Raw genomic sequence first — 17,294 nt, 5'->3', positions numbered from 1 at the left:
AGCCAACTTAAATCTTGAATGTAAGTCCGCATTCGCGAGCAAGCCCGCTCCCACAAGGGAACTGCATTCAGCCTGAATTTATTTATCTGCCTTTTATGGACTACACATGGACCTGACTCCACGCGAAAAAGACAAGCTGCTGATCTTCACCGCCGGCCTCGTGGCCGAACGACGGCTGGCTCGTGGCCTGAAGCTCAATTACCCGGAGGCCATGGCCTATATTTCCGCGGCCCTGCTCGAAGGTGCCCGTGACGGCCAGACCGTGGCCGAGCTGATGCATTACGGCACCACGTTGCTGACCCGCGAACAGGTAATGGACGGCATCCCGGAAATGATCCCGGAGATCCAAGTGGAGGCGACGTTTCCCGACGGCACCAAACTGGTCACCGTCCACCAACCCATCGCCTGAGGCCGCTCCATGACTTATCACGTTCGTGATGCCCGGCACACTGACCTGCCGGCGATCCGCGATATCTACAACGACGCCGTACTCAATACCACAGCGATCTGGAACGAGCAGGCCGTGGACCTGGGCAATCGCCAGGCCTGGTTCAGCGCCCGGCAAGCCCAGGGCTATCCGGTATTGGTGGTGGTCGATGCCGCCGAAAACGTCCTCGGCTACGCTTCATTCGGCGACTGGCGGCCCTTCGACGGCTTCCGCCACACCGTCGAGCACTCGGTGTACGTGCGTAATGACCAGCGCGGCAATGGCCTCGGCCCGCAGCTGATGAGCACGCTGATCGAGCGCGCCAGAAGCTGCGACAAACACGTCATGGTGGCCGCCATAGAAAGCGGCAACGCGGCCTCGATTCGCCTGCACGAGCGGGCCGGTTTCGTCACCACCGGGCAAATGCCCCAGGTGGGCACCAAGTTCGGTCGCTGGCTGGACCTGACCTTCATGCAATTGAACCTCAATCCCGGCGCACCTGCGCCTGCCGTCAACAAGGAGTGAACCCCGATGAACGCCGCCCAGTTGCGTCGAGTCCACGCTGAGAGCTTTGCGCATTATCGCCAGGGCCTGATCGATCTGTTGCTCGATGCTGTGGGGTACGGCGCCAGCGTCGGCTTCATGGCCGATCTCGACGCGGTCCAGGCCCGTGCGTACTTCGACGAGGTCCAGGCCAGTCTCAACCAGGGCAGCCTGTTGCTGTGGGTAGTGGTCAAGGATGAGCAAGTCCAGGCCAGCGTCCAGCTTGGCCTGTGCCAGAAACCCAACGGCCTGAACCGGGCCGAGGTGCAGAAGCTGCTGGTGCGCGGCGATGCCCGCCGCCGCGGCCTGGGCCAGCAATTGATGAACGCCCTGGAACTCGGCGCGCGCCAGCACAAGCGCGGCCTGCTGTACCTCGACACCCAGGCCGGTTCCGAAGCCGAAGCGTTCTACCGTGCCCTGGGCTACACCCGCGTTGGCGAACTGCCGGACTACTGTCAGAGCCCGGACGGGACCTATACCCCGACCGCCATCTACTACAAGATTTTGGGGCAACCGCAATGATTCCAGGCCAATACCAGGTCCAGCCCGGCGAGATCGAACTCAACGCCGGCCGCCGCACCCTGACGCTGAACGTCGCCAACAGCGGCGACCGGCCGATCCAGGTCGGCTCGCACTATCACTTCTTCGAAACCAATGACGCCCTGACCTTCGACCGCGCCGCCAGCCGTGGCATGCGCCTGAACATCCCGGCCGGCACCGCCGTGCGCTTCGAACCGGGGCAGAGTCGCGAGGTGGAGCTGGTAGACCTGGCCGGGCATCGCCGGGTGTTCGGGTTCGCCGGACGGGTGATGGGCGATCTGTAAGTCATAGGGTGTCTGCACTGGCCCTTTCGCGAGCAAGCCCGCTCCCACAGGTGCCCGCATTCCAATGTGGGAGCGGGCTTGCTCGCGAACTGTGAGCGACAGCGAACAGCCTCAAACTCAATTGAATTCCAAGGCGAGCACATGAAGATTTCGAGACAAGCCTACGCCGACATGTTCGGCCCCACCGTCGGCGACAAGGTGCGCCTGGCCGACACCGAGTTGTGGATCGAAGTGGAAAAAGACTTCACCACCTATGGCGAAGAAGTGAAATTCGGCGGCGGCAAGGTGATTCGCGATGGCATGGGCCAGAGCCAGCTGCTGGCCGCCGAGGTCGTGGACACCTTGATCACCAATGCGCTGATCATCGACCACTGGGGCATCGTCAAGGCCGATGTCGGCCTCAAGGACGGGCGCATTGCGGCCATCGGCAAGGCCGGCAACCCTGACATCCAGCCGGATGTGACCATCGCCATCGGCGCCAGCACTGAAGTGATCGCCGGCGAGGGCATGATCCTCACTGCGGGCGGCATCGACACCCACATCCACTTCATCTGCCCGCAGCAGATTGAAGAGGCGCTGATGAGCGGCGTCACCACCATGATCGGCGGCGGCACGGGGCCGGCCACCGGGACCAACGCCACCACTTGCACCTCCGGGCCATGGCACCTGGCGCGCATGCTCCAGGCCGCCGATGCCTTTCCAATGAACATCGGCCTGACCGGCAAGGGCAACGCCAGCCTGCCGGAGCCGTTGATCGAACAGGTCAAGGCCGGCGCCATCGGCCTGAAGCTGCACGAAGACTGGGGCACCACGCCGGCGGCCATCGACAACTGCCTGAGCGTGGCCGACCAGTACGACGTCCAGGTGGCGATCCACACCGATACCCTCAACGAATCGGGCTTCGTCGAAACCACCCTGGCCGCGTTCAAGGGCCGCACCATCCACACCTACCACACCGAAGGCGCCGGTGGCGGTCACGCGCCGGACATCATCAAGGCCTGCGGCTTCGCCAACGTGCTGCCCAGCTCCACCAACCCGACCCGGCCGTTCACCCGCAACACCATCGACGAACACCTGGACATGCTGATGGTCTGCCATCACCTGGACCCAAGCATTGCCGAAGACGTGGCGTTCGCCGAGAGCCGCATCCGTCGCGAGACCATCGCCGCCGAAGACATCCTCCATGACCTCGGCGCATTTTCGATGATCAGCTCCGACAGCCAGGCCATGGGCCGGGTCGGCGAAGTCATCACCCGCACCTGGCAGACCGCCGACAAGATGAAGAAGCAACGCGGTGCCCTGCCCGGCGATGGCGAAGGCAACGACAACTTCCGGATCAAGCGCTACATCGCCAAGTACACCATCAACCCGGCAATCACCCATGGCATCAGCCATGAAGTGGGCTCCATCGAAGTCGGCAAATGGGCCGACCTAGTGCTGTGGCGCCCGGCGTTTTTCGGCGTCAAGCCGACGTTGATCCTCAAGGGCGGGGCGATTGCCGCCAGCCTGATGGGCGACGCCAACGCCTCGATCCCGACCCCGCAGCCAGTGCATTACCGGCCGATGTTCGCCAGCTTCGGCGGCTCACGCCACGCCACCAGCCTGACCTTCATCAGCCAGGCCGCCGCCGATGCAGGCCTGCCCCAACAGCTTGGGTTGAAGAAGAAAATCGCCGTGGTCAAAGGCTGCCGCGATGTGCAAAAGACCGACCTGATCCACAATGACTATCTGCCGGACATCGACGTCGACCCGCAGACCTATCAGGTCAAGGCCGATGGGGTGTTGTTGTGGTGCGAGCCGGCTGAAGTGCTGCCGATGGCACAGCGGTATTTTCTGTTTTGAGGTGAAAGCTGATAGACAAATGACCTTGTGGCGAGGGGATTTAGCGAAACGTCGCACCGCCCCGCTCGGTTGCGCAGCAACCGTAAGAAAAGCAGGGGCTGCTACACAGCCCAGCGGGGATAAATCCCCTCGCCACAGGTCAGCGTGTTGCCTGAAGGATTCGCTTCACTCCACCAACCGCCCCAACCGCTGCTTGAGCATGCGGTTTTCGTTGCGCAGGTGCTGCACTTCCTCCAGCAGGTCTAGCGCCAGGGCGACGCCTTCCCATTCCAGTTCCAGCTCGCGGCGCAGCCTGGCGGCGCGGCGGGCCAGGACCAGTTCGTAGTCGGTGAAACGCCAATCCTTCGGCGCCGCGCCGTGGGGTTCGAGGATGCCATGGGCGACGATTTCGATGACATGGACATCCTGCAACGCGGCGGCTTCGCAGAATTCGCTCAGGTTCAGTTCAATGATCGGGTTGTTCATGGTCTGCTTCTCCCAATGCTCAACTGTCGAGTCTAGCCAGGATTGTGACAAATCCGACCGTGGCGAGGGAGCTTGCTCCCGTTCGGCTGCGCAGCAGTCGTAAAACCCTGCCAAGCGGTTTTTCCGGGTGCACCGTGTTGAATGGTTTTGGGGCTGCTTCACAGCCCAACGGGAGCAAGCTCCCTCGCCACAGGTTGTGTATTCAGCCGGTCAAAAATTCTCCCGCGGGTCGAACGCGGCTTTCTTCGCCAGCTCCGCCCACAGGCCCTTGATCGTGTCGTCGCTGGCCTTGGGCATCACCGCCTTGAGCTGCACGAACAGGTAGCCACGCTCACCGGCCTTGTTGCGCAAGCCGTGGCCCTTGGCGCGCATGCGCTGGCCGTTCTGGCTCCCGGCCGGGACCTTGAGGTTGATCTTGCCGGTGAGGGTCGGGACCGCCACTTCGGTGCCCAGCGCCAGTTCCCAGGGTGCCAGAGGCAGGGTGATGATCAGGTCCTGGCCCTCGACGTCGAACTTGGGGTGCGGCGCGAAACGGATGGTCAGGTACAAGTCGCCATTGCCACCGCCACCGATTCCCGGCGCGCCCTGGCCTTTGAGGCGGATACGTTCACCGTCGGTCACGCCCAGCGGGATCTTCACGTTCAGGCTTTTGCTGGTGTTGCTCACGTGCTGACCCGCCGCGTTGTATTGCGGCACCTGGTAGCTGACTTTTTTCGACTCGGTCGAGAGGGTTTCTTCCAGGAAGATCGGTAATTCCAATTCCACGTCTTGTCCCCGACGGCCGGCGCTGCGACCTGACTGTCCACCGCCGAAACCCGGCCCGCGATTACCGAAAATCGAACTGAAGAAATCCGAAAAGTCGCCAGTGTCCTGGCCGCCAAAACCCCCGCGGCTCTGCCAGCCCGGCGGGCCCTGGAACGGTTGGCCGTGCTGGCCGTAGCGGCGCAGGTCGTCGTATTCGGCGCGTTTGTCAGCGCTCTTGAGCGCTTCGTACGCTTCGGAGACGTCCTTGAACTTGGTCTCGGCGTCTTTTTCCTTGCTCACGTCCGGGTGATATTTGCGCGCCAGTTTTCGATAGGCGGCCTTGATCGTGGCGTCGTCAGCCGTCGGCTCGACACCCAGGATCTTGTAGTAGTCTTTGAAGTCCATCTAAGCATCACCATCCGTTATCGATGTCGCACCGCCACGCACAGCATGCCCGGATGACCGGACACCGGGTTGACCGGCCTCAATGTTGGGACCGGGCGGCACGTCAGAAGTTTATTGGCAGCCGGTGGCGGTTCTTGTAACCGCCCTATGCTGCCAGACCCATGCCAGCAAGTTTGGGGACAAAACCGCGTCTTTCAAGGCCGATGTTCAGGAATTAGCAGATCACCGGCCTTCGAATCCGCGCCGCACTGGCATACACTGCGCGGCCGTTTTTTCACCCGGAACCCGAAAGACATGAAAAACGCATCCCCGGCCCGTGCCTGCGGCATCGACTTCGGCACGTCCAACTCCACCGTCGGCTGGCTGCGACCCGGCATGGAAACGCTGATCGCGCTGGAGGACGACAAGATCACCCTGCCCTCGGTGGTCTTTTTCAATCTTGAAGAACGCCGCCCGGTGTACGGCCGCCTGGCCCTGCATGAATACCTGGAAGGCTACGAAGGCCGGCTGATGCGCTCGCTCAAGAGCTTGTTGGGTTCCAAGCTGATCAAGCACGACACCAGCGTGTTGGGCACGGCAATGCCATTCAAGGATCTGCTGGGGCTGTTCATCGGCCAGCTGAAAAAACGCGCCGAAGCCACCGCCGGTCGGGAGTTCGAAGAAGTGGTGCTGGGCCGTCCGGTATTTTTCGTCGACGACGATGAGCTGGCCGACCAGGAAGCGCAAAACACCCTGGCGGACGTGGCCCGCGCCATCGGTTTCAAGGAAGTCTCGTTCCAGTACGAACCCATCGCGGCGGCGTTCGACTATGAATCGACCATCGAGAAAGAAGAGCTGGTGCTGATCGTCGACATCGGCGGCGGTACGTCGGACTTTTCCCTGGTGCGCCTGTCGCCCGAGCGCCGCACCCACGACAACCGCCACGCCGACATACTCGCCACCGGTGGCGTGCACATCGGCGGCACCGACTTCGACAAGCAGCTGTCGCTGGCCGGCCTGATGCCGTTGTTCGGCTACGGCAGCCGCATGAAGAGCGGTGCCTACATGCCCACCAGCCACCACATGAACCTGGCGACCTGGCACACCATCAACGGGGTGTATTCACAGAAATCCACCCTGGCCCTGAGCAGCATGCGCTACGACATCGAAGACACCGGCGGCATCGACCGGCTATTCAAGTTGATCGAGCAGCGCGCCGGGCACTGGTTGGCGATGGAAGTGGAAGAAACCAAGATCCAGCTGACCCACACCGACCAGCGCCACGTAGCCCTGGACCGGATCGAACCGGGCCTGAGCGTGGACCTGAGCCGGGCGCTGTTCGAGTCGGCCATCGACGGTCTGCTGGAGCGAGTGCGCACCAGCGTCACGCAATTGCTGGGCGATGCCAACGTCGGCGTCGATCAGGTCGACACGGTGTTCTTCACCGGTGGTTCCAGCGGCATCCCGGCGCTGCGCAACAGCGTCTCGGCCATGCTGCCCAAGGCGCGGCATGTGGAAGGCAACATCTTCGGCAGCATCGGCAGCGGGTTGGCGATCGAGGCGATGAAGCGCTATGGGACTGAGGTTTGAGCTGATTTGTGTGGTGCGGCCTTCGCGAGCAAGCCCGCTCCCACAGTTGACCGAGTTTCTTCAGAAGAATACGGTTCAAATGTGGGAGCGGGCTTGCTCGCGAAGACGCCAGATCAGACGCCACAACTGTCAGATCAAACCATCCCGATCTGCTTCAACTCACTCTTGAGATACGCATAATAGATCGGCCCCGCCACCACACCCGGCAAGCCGAACGCGGCTTCGAACACCAGCATCGCCATGAGCAGCTCCCAGGACTTGGCGCTGATCTGCCCGCCAACGATCCGCGCATTGAGGAAATACTCGAGCTTGTGGATCACGATCAGGTAACCCAGTGCCGCAACCGCCACCCAGATCGACAGCGACAGGCCGACGATGGTGATCAGGGTATTGGAGAGCAGGTTGCCGATGACCGGTAGCAGCCCCAGCAGGAAGGTCATCACGATCAGGGTCTTGGTCAACGGCAGCTTGATGCCGAACAGCGGCAGCACCACCGCCAGGAAAATCCCGGTGAAGAAGGTGTTGAGCAGGGAAATCTTGATCTGGGCGAAGACGATATTGCGAAACGCCTTGACCAGCAGGTTCAAGCGATCGAACAGCGCGGCGGCCAGGGGTTTGCGCTTGGTCAGGTCGGGGATGCGTTGCAGGGCGACGATGGCCCCCAGGACCATACCGATCAGCAACGTCACGAACATATGGGCCGCGTCCTTGCCCACCAGTTGCAGCTCACTGAGGTGCTTGCTCATCCAGTCGCCGATGGCCACCCGGAACTCGGCGGCACTGGCCGGCAGGTAGGCGTCGATGAACGGCGGCAGTTGCCCACGGGCGCGGTCGACCACGCCCATGAACTTGTCCAGGGACGCGCCAGGGTTTTCTGCTTCGTGCAGGAGGAAACTGATGGCTCCGGCGAAAATCAGCGACAGCACACTGACCACCAGCGTGCCCAGCAGCGCCACCGCCAGCCAGCGGGCCCGCCGGCCTTCGATCAAACGTTGCAGCTGGGGCGTGAGCATGTTGACCAGTTCGAACACCAACAACCCGGCCAGCAGGCTCGGTAACAGGCGCAGCGGCAGCACCAGCAACAACCCACCGAAAATGATCACCCAACTGATCACCAACAACACATGACGCTGAGAAAACGTTGGCATACAGCCTCAAGAACGAACGGCGTGAAAGGATTGGCAGTCTGCCAGCCTTCCACCAGCAGCACTAGAGATTGTATCGGCCGACCTTGGCCAGGGCTCAGGATTTTTTGCAGCGCTTATGAGGCCCTAATCGCGAGCAAGCTCGCTCCCACAATGGAAAGGACCATGCGAATCTACTGTGGGAGCGAGCTTGCTCGCGATGGCACCCCTGCGGGCGCCACAAGAACCCAGGCGTCACTTGTTCTTCAGGCAATCACTCATGAACGCCTTGCGCTCATCACCCTTGAGCGCCTTGGTGGTGGCGTCGGCGTTGCAGGTCTTCATGCGCTCCTGCGGCGTGCCGCCCCGCACCTCTGGCGGCTTGGTCTTGAGGCAACTGCTCATGAACGCTTTGCGTTCGTCGCCCTTGAGCGCCTTGGCGGTGGCGTCAGCGTTGCAGGTGGTCATCTTGGTTTGTTGCGCCGTCGCGGCAAAGCCTTGGGAGCACGCCAGCAAACCGATCAGCAACAACGGGACACGCAACATTTTCATGGGGGTTTCTCCTGATTGCCGCCCGAAAGGTACGGCGATGTGTTGCAGTGTAGACAAACCCTGTTACACCTTCCTCAGCTGGAAAAGACTGTCCCCAAGGCCGGATTTTTTAGCGCCGGATAGATCGCTTTCGCGAGCAAGCCCGCTTGTGTCTTGCGCTGCGATTAGACTGAAAGTGAGAGCGGTGGGTGGCAAGCTGAATGCCCGGAGTGCTTAAAGCACGTGTGGGAGCCCACGCTGCCACTCACCTCTCCACTCTGGTCATTGAGCCCGAACAGTTGAACGAGCCCACCTCGAACAGTTACAAGCGTGGGCCAAGCCAGAGCGCTCTCACCTTAAGTGTAAGAGGGTTTGGCGATGTTTTCCTATCCAGCAGGTATTGATGTTTCCAAAGGCAGTCTCGAGGTTCGGGTTGATCTGCTAGAGACTGGGGTGAGTTGCCCCAACGTTGAAGGTGATTTTCCTGGATTGATTGGATGGCTGCTGCTCCACCAGGTCGGCCGCGTGTTGCTGGAGGCCACAGGTGGTTATGAGCGAAGCGTCATGAAAGCGTTACAGGCCGCAGGCTTTGAGGTCATTCGGATTAACCCTCGTCGAGCCAAGAGCTTTGCCGAAGCGATGGGGCAAAAAGCTAAGACCGATCCGATAGATGCTCGCCTTCTTGCGCAATTTGCAGCGGTCATCAAATCGCCTGACAGCCGAATCACAAGTGTCGAACAGGACGATTTGCGCGCATTGGTACAGCAGCGGGAGAACTTTGTTCAGCAGAGGGATGACGACAAGCGCAGACTCAAAACGGCCTCGTCTGAAGCCGTCAAACCAGCCTTGAACAGTCATATCGACTACCTGTGCAAGGCCATTAAATCGATAGAAAAATTGATCCGTCAAAGTACTGAAAGCGTGGACAGCGAAACGATCACACGTTTGTGCTCGGTCAAAGGGATCGGTCTCATTACGGCAGCCAGTTTAATGGCCTATCTTCCAGAACTTGGTGAGGTTGGCAGGCATCAGATCGCTGCACTAGCAGGCATTGCCCCCTACAACGACGATAGCGGCACGCACGAAGGTCGGCGCCATATCAGCGGCGGCAGGTTCGCTGCACGACGCTCGCTGTACATGGCCTGTTGGTCAGTCATCAGACTTCAACCTGAATTCAACACCCGGTATCGGGCATTACGGGAGAAAGGCAAATGCGCCAAGGTGGCGCTTATCGCATGCATGCGTGTTTTGCTGATACGCCTAAATGCGATGATCCGTGACGGCACTGAATGGAGAGGACACGCGGCCTAATTTGGCGAGGGTGTTTTCTCTGGCAATCACACGGACTTGAGCTGTGGGAGCAAAGCTGTCTTTGAAAAGGACGGCTAAAAGAAGCTATCAAGACAGTTGCTCCCACAGTTACCGGGTTTTGTCAGGAAGAACCCGGTCGACTGCGGGAGCGGGCTTGCTCGCGAAGAACGATTACGCCGTGTTCCTGGATGATCTAAACCCCAGCCGCCTTCAATCGCTCTGCATGCTCGACAAACAACCGGATCGGCTCCGCCCCCTTGCCCACCAGCCCCAGCGACTGATTGACGATGTCGAAATGATCCAGCGGATAATCGTCGCGAATGACCGTGCCCAGGTGCGAGCTGAACCGCCCGACCATGCCGTCACACTGCCCCGCCTCGCGCACGAACGTGCGAGCGAACAACCGGCAACTGCGGTTGGTGCCGTCGAACAGGTTGCGGCCCTTGTCGGTCTTGCCCGGCTGCAAGGTCCCGGACCAGGAGTAATAGCGCACGCCATTGACCTCTTCCGGCCCATGTCCCCCCCAGTCCTGGGGCAGCCCCTGCGGATAACGCTGGTTGAACAGCGCCACCCCGGCCGTAGTGAGGGAGGCGTGGGAGGCCTGGATATCCACCGGCAGCCGGGGCCCGCGATAGCCGGTGTCCAGCAGGCTCATCAGGGCGTTGACCAGGCGCAGCACGGCACTGAGCAGGCGGCCCCTGGCGCTGTCGGCCGGGTAATGGGTTTGCAGGTAATCGGCCAGTTCGGAGCCGTGATTGGTGCCGGCCACCGAAGTGACGGAGGCCACCAGGTCCGGGCGTTTGGCGGCGGCATAGCGGGCAGTGAGACTGCCCTGGCTGTGGCCGATCAGGTTGACCTTCTGCGCGCCGGTCTGGTGCAGGATCTCCTCGATGCGCGTCAGTAGCTGCTCGCCACGCACCTCGGACGAATGCAGCGGCGAAACTTTCACCTCCACCAACACCGCGCCACCTTGGCGCAATGCCGAGACGATCCCATACCAGTACGGGTACAGCACCAGGCGAATGAACCCGAGCATGCCCGGGACCAGTACCAGCGGGTAACGAGTGGCGCAGCGTTGCGACATGGCAACATCCTTGTGATCAAGAGGTGGTCAGCATCGACATCGATGATGACCAGTCTATGACACCTGCGTCACTTCGGCCCGGCCATGCCCGCCACGAGCCCTCTGGCGGTGATCAGAACAGGCGTCCTGTCCTTCATCAGAAGCTGCGCGCCAGCTCAAGCAAGCGCTGCTCGGCCTCGGCGCAGGACAACGCAAAGCTGCGCTCGGCCGACTCCTCGCCCTCGGCGGCAACCACCGTGACATCGGTGATGCCGATAAAACCCAGGACCGTACGCAGCAGCGTGTCGGCGTGGTTCATGCCCTCCAACGGGCCGCCGGGGCCGAAGCCAAAGTCGCCACGGCTGGTCACGATCAAGGCCTTCTTGCCCAGCAGCAACGGCTCGTAGTGCGATACGCCATTGTCCAGGCTGTGATTGAAGGTCAGGCCGATCCGCACGATCTGGTCGATCCAGGCCTTCACGCCGCTGGGCACGCTGAAGTTGTGCATGGGTGCGGAAATCACCAGTCGGTCGTGGGCTTGCAGCTCCGCGACCAGGGTGTCGCTCAGGGCCAGATCCGCCTGCATGGTCAGCGGTCGGGCCTGGGGCTCGGGGTAGAACGCGGCGGCGATGAAGGCTTCGTTGACCGGCGCAATCACCGTGCGTCCCACTTCGCGGCGGGTCGGCAATACGCCTGGGTGAACCGCCTGCCAGGCCGAAAGAAACGTCTCGGCCAAACGCCGTGAATGGGAACGCTCGCCACGGGGGCTGCCATGTATCACAAGAATATTGCTCATCTGAAGCTCCTGTTGTTCAACTACACTCAGAACTGCCTGGAGCCTTCAGATTGATGACCAACTGCATTTCCCGGCAAATGAACACTCATCAAGCTGGATGAGATTTTCTCATCCACAACCGAGCGCCGCCGATGTTTTCTGCCCTGCCTCTTAACGCCTTGCGTGCCTTCGAGTCCGCCGCGCGCCTGCTCAGTTTCAAGGCGGCCGCCGAAGAGTTGTCGGTGACGCCCACGGCGGTTTCCCATCAGATCCGAGCCCTGGAAACCTGGCTTGGCGTGCAACTGTTCGAACGCCTGCCGCGCCAGGTGCGCCTCACCGACGGCGGCCAGCGGTTGTTTCATAGCCTGCACGGGGCCTTGCTGGACGTGGCGCAAAGCGTCGAGACCCTGCGCCCGCAACGCAGCAACACGCACCTGACTCTCTCCACCACCGCGGCGTTTGCTGCCCTGTGGCTGGTGCCGCGCCTGGGTCGATTTTATGCGCGGCATCCGAACATCAATGTGCGCCTGGACACCCACTGCGAAGTGATCGACCTGCATCAGGACGCCAGCGTCGACCTGGTGCTGCGCTATAGCCTGGACAGCTACCCGAACCTCTACGGCCTGTGCCTGTTCGACGAACATTTTGGCGTCTACGGCTCGCCCGGGCAGGTGACCCTGGCGGCACGGCAGCCACCGACACTGATCAGCGTGCACTGGCACAACTCCAAGCTCTATGCCCACGGTTGGGACGCCTGGTGCGCCCAGGCTGGCGTGCACTGGCTTACCCGAGAACCGTGCGTGCGCGAGTACGACGAGGAGCATTACGCCTTGCAGGCGGCGATTGCCGGACAGGGCCTGGTGCTGGCCAGCAACATCCTCGTCTCTGAAAGCGTCGCCAGCGGTTTGCTGGTGGCTTACCGCCCCGAGATCCAGGTCAAGGGCGCCGGCTACAGTGCCCTGTGCGTACCGGGGCGCGAACGCCATCCGCCGGTGCGCGCGTTCTTCCAGTGGCTTGAGGAAGAGGCACGCCTGTCCGCCGTGTGATCGAGGCGCAGGTAAGGTGGCAGCTGAAAGATCCGGTAAAACTTTTCCAGGCACATGTCACTCAGATTTAGAGCGATCGCGCCAGCAGAGCGCGACACCTCAACCGGATCAGCCTCCAGGAGAACGAGATGAACGACATGCACTTGACCGATGTAACCACCCTGCGCGAACGCGCGCGGCAGAACGTGCAGAACGGCGCGGTGACCGAGGGCTACGGTGCCGACCGACAGGAAGTCATCCGCCTGCTCAACGAAGCGCTGGCCACTGAACTGGTGTGCGTGCTGCGCTACAAGCGCCACTATTTCATGGCGACCGGCCTCAAGGCCGGTGTGGCGGCCGGAGAGTTCCTCGAACACGCGAACCAGGAAGCCGAACACGCCGACAAACTGGCCGAACGCATCGTGCAACTGGGCGGCGAGCCGGAATTCAATCCCGACCTGTTGACCCGGCATTCCCACGCGCAATACGTGGCGGGCAATACCCTCAAGGAAATGGTCTACGAAGACCTGGTGGCCGAACGGATCGCCATCGACAGCTACCGGGAAATCATCCAGTACATCGGTGAAAAAGACCCGACCACCCGGCGCATCTTCGAAGACATCCTGGCTCAGGAAGAAGAGCATGCCGATGATATGGCCGATATCCTCGCTGATCTCTGAGATCTCCGTGGCCCCCTTCGCGAGCAAGCCCGCTCCCACATTCAACCGTGTTTCTTCTGGAAGAACGCGGTCATCTGTGGGAGCGGGCTTGCTCGCGAAGAGGCCAGTTGCCTCAACACACATCCATGAGTGATCAACGCGTCGGCTTCACCGTCACCGGCGCCTTGCCCGCCTTCATCTGCTCCAGCAGCGGCGCGCATTGGTTCGGCTCACCACCGCTGGGCGCGACCAGCGCCAACAACCCGGCCGCCGGCGCGGCGATCACCCCCAAGGCCACCATCCCGGCACCGCGCAGCATCAGCGGCACCGCCTTGACCCCGGCGGCGGGCTTGGCGAACGTGCCCCGCACGTACAACGGCGAGCGCAGGGAAATCAGGCGCCAGCCCTTGGACTCGGGGGTCACGGTCAGGTCCAGTTGTTCGGTGGCCATGTTCGCCGTGCCGTCGATGTAGATGATCGCGTTCTCGGTGTCGAACACGAACAGGCGGCTGGTTGCCAGGCCCGTCTTGATGTCGAAATCCGCCGCCGCGCAGTTGATCTTCACTTCCTTGTCGCCAAAGATTTTCCCCACCACATAGTTACCGACGTTCAGTCCCGCCAGCTCCATCAGTTCGCGACTGATGGCGCCATCGTTGATGAGCATTTTCAGGGTGCCGTTGGACGTGCCCAGCAGCGCCGCCACCGAATTGCCGCGTCCGCTGATATCGGCATCGCCGTTCAACTCGCCGAAGCTGGTTTTCATCGGTTCGAAACCGGGGAACAGCTGCTTGAGCTTGAAGCCCCGCGCCGTCAACCTGGCCTGGCCCTCCAGGGGCTGGGTGTGGCCGTTGAGGCGAACCTGCGCATCGAGCTTGCCACCGGCCACGCCAAAGCGCAGGGGTTCGAGGCTCAACTGACCGTCGTTGAGCACCAGGTGGGTGTAAAGATCCGTGAAGGGTAACTGCTCGCTATGGACGATGCGTTTACCGGTGAATTCCACATCGGCGTCCATCGCGCTCCAGCGCTCGGTGCGAAACTCTTCCACCGGCAACACCTTGTCGCTCGGCTGCTTGCTCGCCGCGCCACGGGCTTTTTGCTCAGCGCTGGAGTCCGCGCCGATCAGCGGCGCCAGGTCGCTGAACAGCAGTTGATTGGAGACCAGCGCACCGCTGAGTTTCGGCCGGGGCTGGCTGGCGGCATAGGTCAGGTCGCCATGAATGTCGCTGTCGCCGATCTTGCCGTTGAACCCTTCATAGCGAAACAACGCCCCCGTCGGCTCGTGGAGCTTGGCGATCAGGCGGCCATCGGTGGCATAGGGCGGAGAATCCGGCAAGGTCACGCCGGTGAGCGGGTACAGGTGCGCCAGGCTCTTGCCGGCCAGTTTCAAGCGCAGGTCCAGGGCACCGAGGTTCATTGGATCGGTGAGGGTACCGGCCAGCTCAATACGGGTCTCGGCGATCCGGGCCTGGGCCTGCAACGGAAAAGGCCGGGCCGCGTCCTGCAACGCCAGCAACCCGCCGACCTTGCCGGAGCCGCTCAGGTCCTGCCCGTGATACTGGCCGTTGACCTTGAAGGCGAATGCGTAGTCCTGAGGGGCCGCGCCCTGGTCCTGGACTTTCTTCGCGGCCTTGTCACCGACAATGTCGCTGAAGGGAATGGGTTTGCCCAACGGGTCGATCATCAGGTCGAGCCGGGTCTTGAGCGTCTGGTCGTCCAGGGTGACGTGACCTTTGTCAAAGCCGATCGCGCCAATGTCCACGACCCAACTGGAGGGCTCGGCGTCGGGATCCTTCGGGTCGAACCGGAAGGTCCAGTTGGCGCGCCCATCGGCAAGCCGTTGCAGGTTGGCGTTGGGCTCGGTCAGGTCAATGCGTGGGATCGACACCCGTCGGGCCAGCAGCGCCAACGGCGAAATGCGCAGTTCGACACGCTTGAGCGTGGCCATCTGCGGTTTTTTCGACCAGTCCGGGTTACCCAGGCTCATGTCCTCGGCCACCACATGGGGCCACGGCAACCAGGCTCGCCAGCCGCCCTCCTCCGGCTCGCGCTGCCAGACCACCGCCAGGTTGCCGTTGATGGCGAACGGGCGGTGCAATTCCTCGGACACCTTGGCGTTGAGCGTGGGTTTGATCCGGTTCCAGTCGAAGAACGCGATGACCACCACCAGCACGGCCAGCAGAACGAAAAGACTGGCAAGGCTCCAGGCGAGGATTTTTGAGGTGCGCGTCATGCACAAGGCTCCTGATGACAAAAATGGCGTCCAGACCGCGACGCTTGGAGAGACGAGCCTGTGGTCGGCCCGTTCGTAAGAAATTGGACTGGCGAAACGGCCAACTGGTTTAACCCCAGGGCCGATGAACGGCATAGAAACACCGCTGAATCCTGACCAACTCGACAGCTACCTGTTACCGTCCCCGCACATTTGCGAGGCACAACTGAGTACAAAATACCCACTCCCGTGCAAAACGATACCGCTGAAAGGCCCGATCTAGAGCCTTCCTACGGAACAATCAATTCGGTTGATTATTACCATTGCGTTTATGAACTTTTATATCGACTTATCGAGAGTAGCATTGCCTCCGTACCCACTTTATCGCCCTCCCAAGGAGCACTGATCATGAAACGCCAATTACTGATGAGCCTGTCCCTTTCACTGCTGGCTTCCACCGCTTTCGCGCTGCCAGCTTCCGAACAAGCAACGCCACAAGCCAAAGACAGCCATTCTGCCTACAGCCAGACTGTTGCAGAAGGCGGCCGTGACCGCCTGGAAGAAAAAGGCCTGGTTGAAGGTGGTTCCGACCGCACTCGCTTGGGTGAGACCCTGGCAGCCGATGGCTCTGAACGCACCCCTCAAGGCCAGACCCTGGCAGCTGACGGTTCCGAGCGCACTCCACAAGGCCAGACCTTGGCAGCTGACGGCTCCGAGCGCACTCCACAAGGCCAGACCTTGGCAGCTGACGGCTCCGAGCGCACTCCACAAGGCCAGACCTTGGCAGCTGACGGCTCCGAGCGCACTCCACAAGGCCAGACCTTGGCAGCCGATGGTTCCGACCGCACTCCACTGGGCGAAGCCCTGGCCGAAGGCGGCGGTGACCGTGTGATCGAACGCAACAGCACAGCGAGCTGAGCCCATGGTGGCCCAGAAAAAAGCCCGATTCCTGCAATCGGGCTTTTGACTTTTCAGAAGCCTCGTTTTCCTGCTTAGCCCCTCCTCCCGTTCGACGCCTGCAAAGCCGATTTGCTAAAGTGCATCGCTCCCGTGAACCAGAAGCCAGCCTATCGATGCTGCCCCGCGCTGAACAGAAGCAACAGACCCGAATTGCCCTGATGGACGCTGCCCGTCATCTGATGGAGTGCGGTCGGGGGTTCGGCAGCCTGAGCCTGCGGGAAGTTGCCAAGACGGCAGGTATCGTACCCACCGGGTTCTACCGGCACTTCGACGACATGGACCAACTGGGCCTGGCACTGGTCTGCGAAGTCGGCCAGACCTTCCGCGAAACCATCCGCCTGGTGCGCCATAACGAGTTCGTCATGGGTGGCATCATCGATGCGTCGGTGCGGATCTTCCTCGATGTCGTGCAAGCCAACCGGTCACAGTTCCTGTTCCTGGCCCGTGAACAATATGGCGGCTCCCTGCCGGTACGCCAGGCGATTGCGCGACTGCGCGAAGGCATCAGCGCGGATCTGGCCGCTGACCTGGCCTTGATGCCCAAGCTCCAGCATCTGGACCTTGCCGGCTTGAGCGTGATCGCCGATCTCATCGTCAAGAGTGTGTTCGCCACGCTGCCCGACATCATCGACCCTCCCGCCAAAGCCCTGCCGGAACACCTCACGCCCCAGGCGAAGATCACCCAGCAACTGCGGTTCATCTTTATTGGCCTCAAGCATTGGCAGGGGCTGGGAAGCGTCGAGTAGCGGCTAACACAGGTCTTTGTGGGAGCGGGCTTGCTCGCGAAAGCGATTTCTCATTCAGCATCAACATTGCCT

18 protein-coding genes are annotated in these 17,294 nt (G+C 61.6%); 11 read left to right on the top strand and 7 right to left on the bottom strand.

The window, feature by feature from the left end; genetic code table 11:
* Nucleotides 1-106 precede the first annotated feature (106 nt).
* The 5 genes from ureA to ureC all read left to right on the top strand — a co-directional run bounded on the left by ureA (nucleotide 107) and on the right by ureC (nucleotide 3,636).
* The gene (ureA, locus tag RGM2987_RS03380; RefSeq protein ID WP_245138707.1) at nucleotides 107-409 is read left to right on the top strand and encodes an urease subunit gamma; all 303 of its coding nucleotides are present in this window, start codon (nucleotides 107-109) and stop codon (nucleotides 407-409) included.
* A 9-nt stretch (nucleotides 410-418) separates the two neighbouring features.
* Complete coding sequence (locus RGM2987_RS03375; protein ID WP_245138706.1) at nucleotides 419-952, top strand: GNAT family N-acetyltransferase; 534 nt, start codon at nucleotides 419-421, stop codon at nucleotides 950-952.
* A gap of 6 nt (nucleotides 953-958) precedes the next feature.
* The gene (locus RGM2987_RS03370; RefSeq protein ID WP_245138705.1) at nucleotides 959-1,492 is read left to right on the top strand and encodes a GNAT family N-acetyltransferase; all 534 of its coding nucleotides are present in this window, start codon (nucleotides 959-961) and stop codon (nucleotides 1,490-1,492) included.
* Complete coding sequence (locus tag RGM2987_RS03365; RefSeq protein WP_245138704.1) at nucleotides 1,489-1,794, top strand: urease subunit beta; 306 nt, start codon at nucleotides 1,489-1,491, stop codon at nucleotides 1,792-1,794. Before RGM2987_RS03370 ends, RGM2987_RS03365 begins: the two co-directional genes overlap by 4 nt.
* A gap of 141 nt (nucleotides 1,795-1,935) precedes the next feature.
* Complete coding sequence (gene ureC / locus RGM2987_RS03360; protein WP_245138703.1) at nucleotides 1,936-3,636, top strand: urease subunit alpha; 1,701 nt, start codon at nucleotides 1,936-1,938, stop codon at nucleotides 3,634-3,636.
* 165 nt (nucleotides 3,637-3,801) lie between these two features.
* On the opposite strand, the gene RGM2987_RS03355 is transcribed toward ureC, so the two are convergent.
* Both RGM2987_RS03355 and RGM2987_RS03350 read right to left on the bottom strand, forming a co-directional pair.
* Nucleotides 3,802-4,101 (bottom strand): chaperone modulator CbpM, encoded by a 300-nt coding sequence (locus RGM2987_RS03355; protein ID WP_245138702.1) that lies wholly within the window; start codon nucleotides 4,099-4,101, stop codon nucleotides 3,802-3,804.
* A 210-nt stretch (nucleotides 4,102-4,311) separates the two neighbouring features.
* Nucleotides 4,312-5,250, bottom strand: a complete 939-nt coding sequence (locus RGM2987_RS03350) for a DnaJ C-terminal domain-containing protein (RefSeq protein ID WP_245138701.1) — start codon at nucleotides 5,248-5,250, stop codon at nucleotides 4,312-4,314.
* A gap of 294 nt (nucleotides 5,251-5,544) precedes the next feature.
* Here RGM2987_RS03350 and RGM2987_RS03345 point away from each other — a divergent pair, with 294 nt between their 5' ends.
* The gene (locus RGM2987_RS03345) at nucleotides 5,545-6,819 is read left to right on the top strand and encodes an Hsp70 family protein (protein ID WP_245138700.1); all 1,275 of its coding nucleotides are present in this window, start codon (nucleotides 5,545-5,547) and stop codon (nucleotides 6,817-6,819) included.
* 134 nt (nucleotides 6,820-6,953) lie between these two features.
* On the opposite strand, the gene RGM2987_RS03340 is transcribed toward RGM2987_RS03345, so the two are convergent.
* Nucleotides 6,954-7,967, bottom strand: a complete 1,014-nt coding sequence (locus RGM2987_RS03340) for a hypothetical protein (protein WP_245138699.1) — start codon at nucleotides 7,965-7,967, stop codon at nucleotides 6,954-6,956.
* A 231-nt stretch (nucleotides 7,968-8,198) separates the two neighbouring features.
* Entirely contained in the window at nucleotides 8,199-8,495 is a 297-nt protein-coding gene (locus RGM2987_RS03335; RefSeq protein WP_245138698.1) for a PsiF family protein, read from the bottom strand.
* Nucleotides 8,496-8,852: 357 nt separating this feature from the next.
* Here RGM2987_RS03335 and RGM2987_RS03330 point away from each other — a divergent pair, with 357 nt between their 5' ends.
* Nucleotides 8,853-9,785 carry a transposase gene (locus tag RGM2987_RS03330; RefSeq protein ID WP_245138697.1) on the top strand — a complete coding sequence of 311 codons (933 nt, stop codon included), beginning with the start codon at nucleotides 8,853-8,855 and terminating at the stop codon, nucleotides 9,783-9,785.
* Nucleotides 9,786-9,978: 193 nt separating this feature from the next.
* Here RGM2987_RS03330 and RGM2987_RS03325 read toward each other — a convergent pair whose 3' ends face one another.
* Together RGM2987_RS03325 and RGM2987_RS03320 are read right to left on the bottom strand one after the other, a co-directional pair.
* Nucleotides 9,979-10,869: a triacylglycerol lipase gene (locus RGM2987_RS03325; protein WP_245138696.1), complete on the bottom strand. Its 891-nt coding sequence runs from the start codon at nucleotides 10,867-10,869 to the stop codon at nucleotides 9,979-9,981.
* Between the two features lie 136 nt (nucleotides 10,870-11,005).
* Entirely contained in the window at nucleotides 11,006-11,644 is a 639-nt protein-coding gene (locus RGM2987_RS03320) for an NAD(P)H-dependent oxidoreductase (RefSeq protein ID WP_245138695.1), read from the bottom strand.
* A 131-nt stretch (nucleotides 11,645-11,775) separates the two neighbouring features.
* Here RGM2987_RS03320 and RGM2987_RS03315 point away from each other — a divergent pair, with 131 nt between their 5' ends.
* Both RGM2987_RS03315 and RGM2987_RS03310 read left to right on the top strand, forming a co-directional pair.
* Nucleotides 11,776-12,669, top strand: coding sequence for a LysR substrate-binding domain-containing protein (locus tag RGM2987_RS03315; protein ID WP_245138694.1), 894 nt, complete (start codon nucleotides 11,776-11,778; stop codon nucleotides 12,667-12,669).
* Between the two features lie 128 nt (nucleotides 12,670-12,797).
* Complete coding sequence (locus RGM2987_RS03310; protein WP_245138693.1) at nucleotides 12,798-13,328, top strand: ferritin-like domain-containing protein; 531 nt, start codon at nucleotides 12,798-12,800, stop codon at nucleotides 13,326-13,328.
* A 133-nt stretch (nucleotides 13,329-13,461) separates the two neighbouring features.
* On the opposite strand, the gene RGM2987_RS03305 is transcribed toward RGM2987_RS03310, so the two are convergent.
* Nucleotides 13,462-15,537: an AsmA family protein gene (locus RGM2987_RS03305; RefSeq protein ID WP_245138692.1), complete on the bottom strand. Its 2,076-nt coding sequence runs from the start codon at nucleotides 15,535-15,537 to the stop codon at nucleotides 13,462-13,464.
* Nucleotides 15,538-15,924: 387 nt separating this feature from the next.
* Here RGM2987_RS03305 and RGM2987_RS03300 point away from each other — a divergent pair, with 387 nt between their 5' ends.
* Nucleotides 15,925-16,434 carry a hypothetical protein gene (locus RGM2987_RS03300; protein WP_245138691.1) on the top strand — a complete coding sequence of 170 codons (510 nt, stop codon included), beginning with the start codon at nucleotides 15,925-15,927 and terminating at the stop codon, nucleotides 16,432-16,434.
* 155 nt (nucleotides 16,435-16,589) lie between these two features.
* Nucleotides 16,590-17,222 carry a TetR family transcriptional regulator gene (locus tag RGM2987_RS03295; protein WP_245138690.1) on the top strand — a complete coding sequence of 211 codons (633 nt, stop codon included), beginning with the start codon at nucleotides 16,590-16,592 and terminating at the stop codon, nucleotides 17,220-17,222.
* The last annotated feature ends 72 nt before the right edge of the window (nucleotides 17,223-17,294 follow it).

The sequence above is a fragment of the Pseudomonas sp. RGM2987 genome, assembly GCF_022952855.1.
Lineage (GTDB): Bacteria > Pseudomonadota > Gammaproteobacteria > Pseudomonadales > Pseudomonadaceae > Aquipseudomonas.
The sequence above is the reverse complement of the archived record's forward strand: the minus strand, read 5'-3'. Positions and strand labels throughout refer to the sequence as shown.